9 protein-coding genes and 1 other RNA gene are annotated in these 10,368 nt (G+C 39.8%); 8 read left to right on the top strand and 2 right to left on the bottom strand.

Translation table 11 applies throughout. From position 1 onward, the window contains the following. Positions 1 to 71: 71 nt before the first annotated feature. The gene (gene pbp1a / locus HMPREF2837_RS04605; protein WP_049549532.1) at positions 72 to 2,234 is read right to left on the bottom strand and encodes a penicillin-binding protein PBP1A; all 2,163 of its coding nucleotides are present in this window, start codon (positions 2,232 to 2,234) and stop codon (positions 72 to 74) included. Next, positions 2,231 to 2,827 carry a Holliday junction resolvase RecU gene (recU, locus tag HMPREF2837_RS04600; protein ID WP_049549531.1) on the bottom strand — a complete coding sequence of 199 codons (597 nt, stop codon included), beginning with the start codon at positions 2,825 to 2,827 and terminating at the stop codon, positions 2,231 to 2,233. Before recU ends, pbp1a begins: the two co-directional genes overlap by 4 nt. Before the next feature lie 67 nt (positions 2,828 to 2,894). Between recU and HMPREF2837_RS04595 the strand changes: the two genes are divergently transcribed. From HMPREF2837_RS04595 to cbpF, 8 genes are all read left to right on the top strand, one after another. Then, positions 2,895 to 3,422, top strand: coding sequence for an SLOG family protein (locus HMPREF2837_RS04595; protein WP_049549530.1), 528 nt, complete (start codon positions 2,895 to 2,897; stop codon positions 3,420 to 3,422). A gap of 69 nt (positions 3,423 to 3,491) precedes the next feature. Next, complete coding sequence (gene gpsB / locus HMPREF2837_RS04590; RefSeq protein ID WP_049549529.1) at positions 3,492 to 3,821, top strand: cell division regulator GpsB; 330 nt, start codon at positions 3,492 to 3,494, stop codon at positions 3,819 to 3,821. An 18-nt stretch (positions 3,822 to 3,839) separates the two neighbouring features. Then, positions 3,840 to 4,220: RNase P RNA component class B (gene rnpB, locus HMPREF2837_RS04585), an RNA gene on the top strand. 81 nt (positions 4,221 to 4,301) lie between these two features. Continuing rightward, positions 4,302 to 5,459 carry a THUMP domain-containing class I SAM-dependent RNA methyltransferase gene (locus HMPREF2837_RS04580; protein ID WP_049549528.1) on the top strand — a complete coding sequence of 386 codons (1,158 nt, stop codon included), beginning with the start codon at positions 4,302 to 4,304 and terminating at the stop codon, positions 5,457 to 5,459. 12 nt (positions 5,460 to 5,471) lie between these two features. Continuing rightward, complete coding sequence (locus HMPREF2837_RS04575; protein ID WP_075230680.1) at positions 5,472 to 6,935, top strand: cell division site-positioning protein MapZ; 1,464 nt, start codon at positions 5,472 to 5,474, stop codon at positions 6,933 to 6,935. Between the two features lie 76 nt (positions 6,936 to 7,011). Then, the gene (gndA, locus tag HMPREF2837_RS04570; protein ID WP_075230679.1) at positions 7,012 to 8,436 is read left to right on the top strand and encodes an NADP-dependent phosphogluconate dehydrogenase; all 1,425 of its coding nucleotides are present in this window, start codon (positions 7,012 to 7,014) and stop codon (positions 8,434 to 8,436) included. Between the two features lie 11 nt (positions 8,437 to 8,447). Then, complete coding sequence (locus HMPREF2837_RS04565) at positions 8,448 to 9,137, top strand: response regulator transcription factor (protein WP_000518023.1); 690 nt, start codon at positions 8,448 to 8,450, stop codon at positions 9,135 to 9,137. A gap of 229 nt (positions 9,138 to 9,366) precedes the next feature. After that, on the top strand, positions 9,367 to 10,332 hold the full coding sequence (gene cbpF / locus HMPREF2837_RS04560) for a choline-binding protein CbpF (RefSeq protein WP_075230678.1): 966 nt from the start codon (positions 9,367 to 9,369) through the stop codon (positions 10,330 to 10,332). Positions 10,333 to 10,368: the final 36 nt, after the last annotated feature.

Genomic DNA, 10,368 nt, shown 5'->3' with positions numbered 1-10,368 from the left:
TTTTGTCTTGTTCTTGTTTCAATTGACTATATAGAAAAAACTGAGGTGTTATTCTCAGTTTTTTCTATATTTTATTGCTGTCTTCGTGGATTTTGTTGGGGTTGGTTTTGTTGTTGAGAATTTGCAGATGAGTTTGGTTGCGTTGCATTTGGATTAGTAGTACCATTCGTATTTTCATTTGAGGAGCTTTCACTTTCAGTTGTTGAAGTTGAACTTGAGCTAGAGCTCTCTGTTGTCGAACTTGCTTGAGTTGATTGTGGAATCCAGTTGCTACGTGCCCCATTCTTGAAGACGTAATCACCGCTTCTATAAAGTCCTTCTGGCATTGTCCAGTCACCAGGATGATCGTCCTCTGCTAGATACTGCATCATAGAACGATAGATACTAGTGGCAACAGTAAAGCCATCACCAACGATTGGAGTAAGGCGGTTTGAGTAACCGGTCCAGACTGCCATTGAATATTTACGGGTATAACCAACAAACATTTCATCCGGAGCAACAAATTGACTTGTTTTGATGTGGTTTTCAATCTCTTCATCAGTGTAGTTTGATGTACCAGTTTTACCTGCTTGTGGAAGCCATGAAATATAAGCGTCTCGACCTGTACCAGAGTATAATACGGTTTTCATCATTTCTGTCATCATATAGGCGGTTGTTTCTTTCATAGCACGAGTACCTTGATCAGAAAACTCTTTTGAACTACCGTCGCTAAAGACAACTTTATTGATATACATTGGTTTGTGATAGATACCACCGTTAGCAAATGCAGCATAGGCGGCAGCCATTTTTTCACTACTTGCACCGTACTGTTTACCTGATTCAGTCGTATTACTTGAAATTGCGTTTGCATATACCATGGTTGGATAATCAATGCCAAGTCCGTTTAAGAATTTTTTGGCTTTATCGAGTCCAACTCTATCGAGAGTTTCAACTGCTGGTACGTTACGAGATTGTTGGATAGCAGTTTGAAGAGTGATGTTACCATAATAGCCACGATCCCAGTTGTAGACTGGAGTGCTAGTACCTGGGAATTTATATGGTACATCCTTAAGCATATAAGCAGTTGAGTCATAGATATCGTACTCAAGTGCAGGTGCATAGTCCGTAATTGGTTTCATAGTTGAACCCCAGTCACGGTTTGTTTCCACTGCTTGGTTAGTACCAAAGGATACATTGCTAGCTTGGTGACGAGATCCGAGTTGGGCAATAACGTTACCATTTGATACATCAATGATAGTAGAAGCTGCTTGGATATCATCATCAGGATAGTTTACGTATTGATCAGTATTATAGACGTCCCAAAGGTGTTTTTGTACCTCTTGGTCAACGTTTGTATAGACTTCCATACCTGTTGTTAATAGATTATAACCTGTCTCTTGTTCTACTTGGTCAATAACCTCTTTAAGATAGTTATCCATGTACTGTGGATAGCTATTAACAGATTTTAGACTTTGAAGTCCATCTGTGATTGGAGTATTGATGGCTGTTTCATATTGTTCGGCTGTAAGGTATCCTTGCCTTTGCATTTCTGACAAAACAAGGTTTCGTCTTTCAAGGGCAGCTTCAGGATGAGAATAAGGATCGTATTGGTTTGGAGCCTGTGGCATACCTGCTAAGAGTGCTAGCTGTGGAATGGACAAATCTTTGAGATCCTTACCATAGTAGTTCTCTGCAGCAGTCTGCATACCATAGTTACCATTTGACATGTAGACCTTATTGACGTAATAGGTCAAGATTTCTTGTTTAGTTGCAGTTCGCTCTAGCTGGATAGCTAACCAAGCTTCTTGAACTTTACGGGATAGGGTTTGATCAGCTGTCGATGTTGAGAAGTAGGTCAATTTTATCAACTGCTGAGTCAAAGTTGATCCACCTTGAAGACCACTGTTGCTTCGAAGGTTACGAAGGAAAGCTCCTGCTATACGAATGCTATCAATTCCTCTATGGTTAAAGAAACGGTGATCCTCGATAGAGACAATCGCATTGACAAGATCAGTAGGAATGTCACTACTTTGAGCATTGACGCGACGTTCAGCACCTAAATCTGCGATGAGTTCATTTTTGCTATCATAAATTTTACTTGATGTAGTTGCAACAAGTTTGCTTTCAGAGAGTTCAGGAGCCTTGTTTGCATAGTAAAGAAATACACCACCGCCAAGTAGGAAAGCTACGATAAATAAGCTAATCATAACAATGCTGAGGTATTTAACGATGCGCAAGATAGTTTGTTTGTTCATATTGTTTTACCACCTAGTAAATGTTGTTTGACTGTATCAAGGTAAGGAATTTGTGGAAAAGCAGACTGCTCAATCACATAACCGAATTCTTTGATATAGTCAAGCGGCATTGACTTTTTTCCCATATCCTGATGATAAAAACGGACGAGGTCAAGTGCCGGCAATAAATACGTTTCTTGATAAGAAGAAAAATGAAGAAGGACAAAGCAAATTCCTTTTTGTTCAAGGACTTGTTCCATATGCCGAATCTGATGAGGATGGAAGTTCTTCATCGGAATCGCATGTTTTTGCTTGGTTTCCTTGGCTTCGAAATCGATGTAAAACCCTTCATAAACTCCAGAATAATCGGTAGTCGATGCTTGTCTAAAATAAGCTTCAACAATCTTAGCACGACTACGCTGAGGATAGTCGACGCGGACAATCTGAACAGGAGTAGGTTTCTTATGGATAACAGCCAAACCGTGTGTCAGATAATAATCGTTTGTAGCATTGATCATCTTCTCAAAGGTCATCCCACGATTTGCGAAATTTTTAATTTGTGAGGTGACTTCTTGTTTTTTTTTTGATGAAAGTTTATGAGGATAGTTGACCATAATTCTCCTTATTGGTACAATAACATCACTCTATTATATCATAAAAGTGCACAGAAAGGATGAAAAAATGCATACAGCCTTGGTTTTAGGCTATTCTAGCTTTGATTTAGGATTGTTTAATGACAAAGATATTCGTTTAAAAATTATTAAAAAAGCCATTCGTAGAGATTTGGAAAAAATGGCAGACGAAGGGGTGAAATGGTTGGTATTTACGGGAACTCTGGGATTTGAACACTGGGTTTTAGAGGTGGCTAGAGATATGAAAGATGACTTTGGTTTCCAACTTGCCACTATCTTTGATTTTGAAACTCATGGGGAAAACTGGAATGAGGGGAATCAGGTCAAACTGAGTGAATTTAAACAAGTTGATTTTGTTAAGTACGCCTATCCAAATTACGAGCACAAGGGTCAATTACGAGATTATCAACTTTTCTTATTTGAAAATACAGATGGCGCCTATCTTTTTTATGATGAAGAAAATGAAACAAAACTGAAGTATTTTTACGAACTGATGAAAAAGAAAGACAACTATATTACAAAAAGATTAACATTTGAGGAATTAAACGAAGTAGCTGAAAATTTTTCCGAAAATTGAGCCTTTGACCTTGCTTTTTGTTTGCCTTTTTTTATATAATAATACTAGCAACTGAGAATGGAGAGAGACATGGCAAGTATTATTTTTACAGCAAAAGATATTTTTGAACAGGATTTTGGAAGAGAAGTACGTGGATATAGTAAAGCAGAGGTTGATGGATTTTTGGATGATGTCATCAAGGATTATGAAACTTATGCAGCATTAGTGAAGTCACTCCGTTCAGAAATCGCGGAGCTTAAAGAGGAATTGGCTAAAAAACCTCAAGTGACACCAGCAACTTCTGAACCAGCAGATCATGGAAGTACGACTTCTATGACAAACTTTGATATTTTGAAACGTTTGAATCGTCTTGAAAAAGAAGTATTTGGCAAACAAATCATGGATAATTCTGATTTCTAAGAATACTTCTGTTGTGCAATTTTTGGATAATCGCGTGAAGAGAATTTCTTTTCATGAGGAAAGTCCATGCTAGCACAGGCTGTGATGCCTGTAGTGTTTGTGCTAGGCGAAACCATAAGCCTAGGGACGAGAAATCGTTACGGCAGTTGAAATGGCTAAGTCTTTTGATAGGTCAGAGTAGGCTTGAAAGTGCCACAGTGACGGAGTCTCTCTGGAAACGGAGAGAGTGGAACGCGGTAAACCCCTCAAGCTAGCAACCCAAATTTTGGTCGGGGCATGGAGTGCGCGGAAACGAACGTAGTACTCTGACTGCTATCAGCTAGAGCTGCTAGTGGTAGACAGATGATTATCGAAGGAAGTGGTCCTAGTCACTTCTGGAACAAAACATGGCTTATAGAAAATTGCATATAGGTTGGGGCTGAGATATATTCTCAACCTCATTTTTTAAAGTGAATAAAGAAAGGTCTATAAAAGACTGAAATGAAAACAACATTTAATTTAATTGCTACTGCTGCGGCGGGTTTGGAAGCTGTAGTTGGGCGTGAGGTACGCGATCTTGGTTATGATTGTCAGGTTGAAAACGGTCGTGTCCGTTTTCAAGGTGATGTGAAAGCAATCATCCAAACAAACTTGTGGCTAAGAGCTGCGGATAGGATCAAAATCGTTGTGGGAACTTTTCCTGCAAAAACATTTGAAGAACTCTTCCAAGGTGTTTTTGCTCTAGATTGGGAGAACTATCTCCCACTTGGAGCCCGTTTCCCAATTGCCAAGGCTAAGTGTGTCAAGTCAAAATTACACAATGAGCCAAGTGTGCAGGCAATTTCTAAGAAGGCAGTCGTTAAGAAACTACAAAAACACTATGCACGACCAGAAGGTGTTCCCCTGATGGAGAATGGCCCTGAGTTCAAGATTGAAGTTTCCATTTTGAAAGATATAGCGACTCTTATGATTGATACAAGTGGGTCAAGTCTCTTTAAACGTGGCTATCGTACCGAAAAGGGTGGTGCTCCTATCAAAGAAAATATGGCAGCTGCTATTTTGCAACTGTCAAACTGGTATCCAGATAAGCCTTTGATTGATCCAACCTGTGGTTCGGGAACTTTTTGTATTGAGGCGGCTATGATTGCGCGCAAGATGGCGCCTGGTTTGCGTCGTTCCTTTGCCTTTGAAGAATGGAACTGGGTCAGTGACCGCTTGATTCAAGAAGTCAGAACTGAGGCTAGTAAGCAGATAGATCGAGAGATTAAACTGGATATTATGGGCTGTGATATTGATGGTCGTATGGTAGAAATTGCCAAGGCTAATGCGCAGGCAGCAGGAGTATCTGGAGATATTCTCTTTAAACAGATGCGCGTACAGGATTTGCGTACGGACAAGATTAACGGAGTTATTATCTCTAACCCACCATATGGGGAACGTCTGTCAGATGATGCAGGAGTAACTAAACTTTATGCTGAAATGGGTGAGGTTTTTGAACCACTCAAAACTTGGAGTAAGTTTATCTTGACTAGTGATGAAGCCTTTGAAAGTAAATATGGTAGTCAGGCGGACAAAAAACGAAAACTCTATAATGGTACTTTGAAAGTTGATTTATATCAATATTTTGGTCAACGTGTCAAAAGAAATTTGACAGATTAGAAAGGAGTTGCCATGGATCCAAAGGATAAAAAAGAAGAGTTGTTAGAACCTGAGAAAACCTCCCAGGAACCTCAGTTTGATTTTGAGGAAGCTAAGGATCTAACGGTTGGACAAGTTATTCGAAAAAATGAAGAAATCGAAGCAGGAGTAACTCCTGATGATACCATTTTGGACAAATACATTAAACAACACCGTGAAGAAATCGAAGCTGATAAATTTACAAACATTCAGGCTAAGAAAGAGGAACTTCAAAGTCTAGATGATTTGATCCAAGAAGCTAAAGAAACGATTGATGAAGAGACAGAACCAGTAGAAGAAGTTTCTGAATCAGAGAAGTTTGATGAAGAAGAGGGAATAGAAGGTCAAGAATTCATCCTTCCGCCACTAGAGGAAATCTTACTTATGGATAAAAACCTAGTGGAACCTGTAACTGAGCCCCTTGTGGTCGAGGATGATGATGCTTTGCAAGAGGAATATCAATCCTTATCTCGCTCTGCTCAAGCAGAAGATGAGCCACAAAACAAAAAGCTGTGGATCATCTTGTCAGCTCTTTTAGCGATTATTGTCTTGATTATTGGGGGTAGCTACTACGTTTATCGTCAGATTACTCGTTCTTCTCAAGAAATTCAGTCTCAGTCATCTGATGCAGGTTTGGTAAGCAATCAAGCAATACTCAATCAATTCAACAGTCTTTATGATACTTTTTATACTGATGAGAATAAAACTGCCCTAAAAAATAGTCAGTTTAGTCAACTGAATCAGCTCAAAGAACTTTTAGATAAACTTGAGGGAACTAGTGAGCATACTCTTGCCAAATCAAAATACGATAGTCTTGAAACACAAATCAAAGCGGTACAAGATGTTAATGCTCAATTTGAAACACCAGCGATCACAGATGGTGTTCTAAACACGAATGCTAAGGTTAAGGCAGATGCCAAATTTACCGAAGTTAAGACTGGGAATACTGAAATTGATAAACTGCTAGATAAGGCCATTAGTCTCGGTAAGAGTCAACTTTCAAGTTCTACAAGCTCTAGCAGTAGTCAATCAAGTTCATCAAGCCAAACAGAGTCAAACTCAGCAACTGAAAGCAATGCTAGCAGCTCTGCTAATGCATCAACTTCAGCGGGTGAAACAGCCTCAGCAAATAATATCCTTAATAGTGGACTAGCAAGCAATGGTGTGAACCTACAAAGAAGTGTCAGTCGAGTACCGTACAATCAAGCTGCTGTAAGTGATAGTAGTGATCCTGCTTGGACTTTTGCAGATGGTGTCCTTGAACGAATTCTTGAGACTTCGCGTGCGCGTGGCTACATTACAGGCAACCAATATATTTTGGAACCTGTGAATATTGTTAATGGCAATGGCTACTATAATCTTTATAAACCAGATGGTACCTATCTCTTTACCCTTAATTGTAAGACAGGTTACTTTGTAGGGAATGGCTCTGGACATGCGGATGATTTAGACTACTAGTCAAATTGTTACAAAATTCTTTCTTTTCACAGATAAACATGATAAAATAAAACATATTAAACAAGAGGAGTGTCACATGACAAAAGCTAACTTTGGTGTTGTTGGTATGGCCGTAATGGGTCGTAACCTTGCCCTTAATATTGAATCTCGTGGTTATACAGTTGCTATTTATAACCGTAGTAAAGAAAAAACTGAAGATGTGATTGCTTGCCACCCTGATAAAAACTTCGTGCCAAGCTATGACGTTGAAAGTTTTGTAAACTCAATCGAAAAACCACGTCGTATTATGCTGATGGTTCAAGCAGGACCTGGTACAGATGCGACGATTCAAGCCCTTCTTCCACATCTTGACAAGGGTGATATCTTGATCGACGGAGGAAACACTTTCTATAAAGATACCATCCGTCGTAATGAAGAATTGGCAAACTCAGGTATCAACTTCATTGGTACAGGTGTTTCTGGTGGTGAAAAAGGTGCCCTTGAAGGTCCTTCTATCATGCCTGGTGGACAAAAAGAGGCCTACGAATTGGTTGCGGATGTTCTTGAAGAAATCTCAGCTAAAGCACCAGAAGATGGCAAACCATGTGTGACTTACATCGGTCCTGATGGTGCTGGTCACTATGTGAAAATGGTTCACAACGGTATCGAGTATGGTGATATGCAATTGATCGCAGAAAGCTACGATCTTATGCAACACTTGCTTGGCCTTTCAGCTCAAGATATGGCTGAAATCTTTACTGAGTGGAACAAGGGCGAATTGGACAGCTACTTGATCGAAATCACTGCGGATATCCTTGGACGCAAAGACGACGAAGGTCAAGATGGTCCAATCGTAGACTACATCTTGGATGCTGCAGGAAACAAGGGAACTGGTAAATGGACTAGCCAATCAGCGCTTGACCTTGGTGTTCCATTGTCACTCATCACTGAGTCAGTATTTGCCCGTTACATCTCTACTTACAAAGAAGAACGTGTACATGCTAGCAAGGTACTTCCAAAACCAGTGGCCTTCAAATTTGAAGGTGATAAGGCTGAGTTGATTGAAAAAATCCGCCAAGCCCTTTACTTCTCAAAAATCATCTCATACGCACAAGGTTTTGCTCAATTGCGTGTAGCTTCTAAAGAAAACAACTGGAACTTGCCATTTGCAGATATCGCTTCTATCTGGCGTGATGGATGTATCATCCGTTCACGTTTCTTGCAAAAGATTACTGATGCATACAACCGTGATGCAGACCTTGCTAACCTTCTTTTGGATGAGTACTTCTTGGATGTCACTGCTAAGTACCAACAATCTGTTCGTGATATCGTAAGTCTTGCGGTTCAAGCTGGTGTACCAGTACCAACCTTCTCAGCAGCTATTACATATTATGATAGCTACCGTTCAGCTGGTCTTCCAGCTAATTTGATCCAAGCACAACGTGACTACTTTGGTGCCCACACTTACCAACGTAAAGACAAAGAAGGAACCTTCCACTACTCTTGGTATGACGAAAAATAAGTAGGTCAGCCATGGGGAAACGGATTTTATTACTTGAGAAAGAAAGAAATCTAGCTCATTTTTTAAGTCTGGAACTCCAAAAAGAGCAATACCGAGTTGATCAGGTAGAAGAGGGACAAAAAGCCCTCTCCATGGCTCTTCAGACAGACTATGACTTGATTTTACTGAATGCTCATCTAGGGGATATGACAGCCCAGGATTTTGCAGATAAGTTGAGTCGAACCAAGCCAGCTGCGGTGATCATGATCTTGGACCATCGAGAAGAATTGCAAGACCAACTTGAAACAATCCAGCGTTTCGCTGTTTCATATATCTATAAACCTATCATTATTGATGATTTGGTCAGTCGTATTTCAGCTATCTTCCGAGGTCGAGATTTCATCGACCAACACTGTAGTCAGATGAAAGTTCCGACAGCTTATCGTAATCTGCGTATGGATGTTGAACACCATACAGTCTATCGTGGCGATGAAATGATTGCTCTCACTCGTCGTGAATATGACCTCTTAGCTACACTCATGGGGAGTAAGAAAGTCTTAACTCGTGAACAATTGCTAGAGAGTGTCTGGAAGTATGAAAGTGCTACAGAGACCAATATCGTAGATGTCTATATCCGATATCTACGGAGCAAGATTGATGTCAAAGGTCAAAAGAGCTACATCAAAACAGTGCGTGGTGTTGGTTATACCATGCAGGAATAAAAAGCAGTTGCAGTTTTGTAACTGCTTTTTTTGAGCTTTAAATAAACGATCATCTTCATAGAAAATCTCATGAGGCTAAACCTGTGCTGTCTATCAGTTTATTTTTTAACAAATTGGTCAGTCTTAACTTCAAGTTCAAAGCAAATTTTGAGTAGATTCTTGTTGGTTTAAATATAATATATTGATAAAAACAAAAACATTTGCTATAATCATTTTGGAGGATAAAAGAATGAAATTTTTGAAAAAAATGATGCAAGTCGGTCTAGCAGTCTTCTTCTTTAGTCTGTTAGCAACTAGTACAGTATTTGCGGATGATTCGAATTCTGAAGGCTGGAAATTTGTCCAAGAAAATGGTAGAACCTACTACAAGAAGGGGGACCTCAAAGAAACCTACTGGCGAGTGATAGATGGTAAGTACTATTATTTTGATCCTTTATCTGGAGAGATGGTTGTCGGCTGGCAATATATACCTGCTCCACACGAAGGGGTTACGATTGGTTCTTCTATAAGGCAAGATGTTGCTTTTAGACCAGATTGGTTTTACTTTGGTCAAGATGGGGTGCTACAAGAATTTGTTGGCAAGCAAGTGTTAGAAGCAAAAACTGCTACAAATACCAACAAACACCATGGTGAACAATATGATAGCTCTACTGAGAAACGAGTTTATTATTTTGAAGACCAAAGAAGTTATCACACCTTAAAAACTGGTTGGGTTCATGATGAGGGGCACTGGTATTATTTACAGCAGGATGGTGGCTTTGATTCTCGCATCAACAGATTGACTGTTGGGGAGCTCGCACGTGGTTGGGTTAAGGATTTTCCTCTTACATATGATGAAGATAAGCTAAAAGCTGCTCCATGGTATTATCTAGATCCAACAACTGCTGCAATGCAAACGGGTTGGCAGTATCTTGGTAACAAGTGGTACTATCTCCGTTCATCAGGTGCTATGGCGACCGGTTGGTATTTAGATGGTTCAACTTGGTATTATTTAGATGCTCAAAATGGTGATATGAAAACTGGCTGGATTTATGTCGATAATACTTGGTATTATCTTCGTTCGTCAGGAGCTATGGTGACAGGCTGGTTCCAAGTTAATGGTAAATGGTACTATGCCTATAGTTCAGGTGCCCTAGCTGTGAATACAAAAGTAGATGGCTACTACGTCAACTATAATGGTGAATGGGTACAATAATGAAAACGGCTCTTTGTCAACTGTAGTGGGTTGATG

It is taken from the genome of Streptococcus sp. HMSC071D03 (assembly GCF_001812125.1).
Lineage (GTDB): Bacteria > Bacillota > Bacilli > Lactobacillales > Streptococcaceae > Streptococcus > Streptococcus pseudopneumoniae_N.
Note: the sequence above shows the minus strand (reverse complement) of the source record. Positions and strands in the feature narration are given on the sequence as shown.

Bases quoted from the DNA above. Each gene is read 5' to 3' on its own strand.
- pbp1a (WP_049549532.1), bottom strand. From the start codon at position 2,234: ATGAACAAACAAACTATCTTGCGCATCGTTAAATACCTCAGCATTGTT.
- recU (WP_049549531.1), bottom strand. From the start codon at position 2,827: ATGGTCAACTATCCTCATAAACTTTCATCAAAAAAAAAACAAGAAGTC.
- HMPREF2837_RS04595 (WP_049549530.1), top strand. From the start codon at position 2,895: ATGCATACAGCCTTGGTTTTAGGCTATTCTAGCTTTGATTTAGGATTG.
- gpsB (WP_049549529.1), top strand. From the start codon at position 3,492: ATGGCAAGTATTATTTTTACAGCAAAAGATATTTTTGAACAGGATTTT.
- HMPREF2837_RS04580 (WP_049549528.1), top strand. From the start codon at position 4,302: ATGAAAACAACATTTAATTTAATTGCTACTGCTGCGGCGGGTTTGGAA.
- HMPREF2837_RS04575 (WP_075230680.1), top strand. From the start codon at position 5,472: ATGGATCCAAAGGATAAAAAAGAAGAGTTGTTAGAACCTGAGAAAACC.
- gndA (WP_075230679.1), top strand. From the start codon at position 7,012: ATGACAAAAGCTAACTTTGGTGTTGTTGGTATGGCCGTAATGGGTCGT.
- HMPREF2837_RS04565 (WP_000518023.1), top strand. From the start codon at position 8,448: ATGGGGAAACGGATTTTATTACTTGAGAAAGAAAGAAATCTAGCTCAT.
- cbpF (WP_075230678.1), top strand. From the start codon at position 9,367: ATGAAATTTTTGAAAAAAATGATGCAAGTCGGTCTAGCAGTCTTCTTC.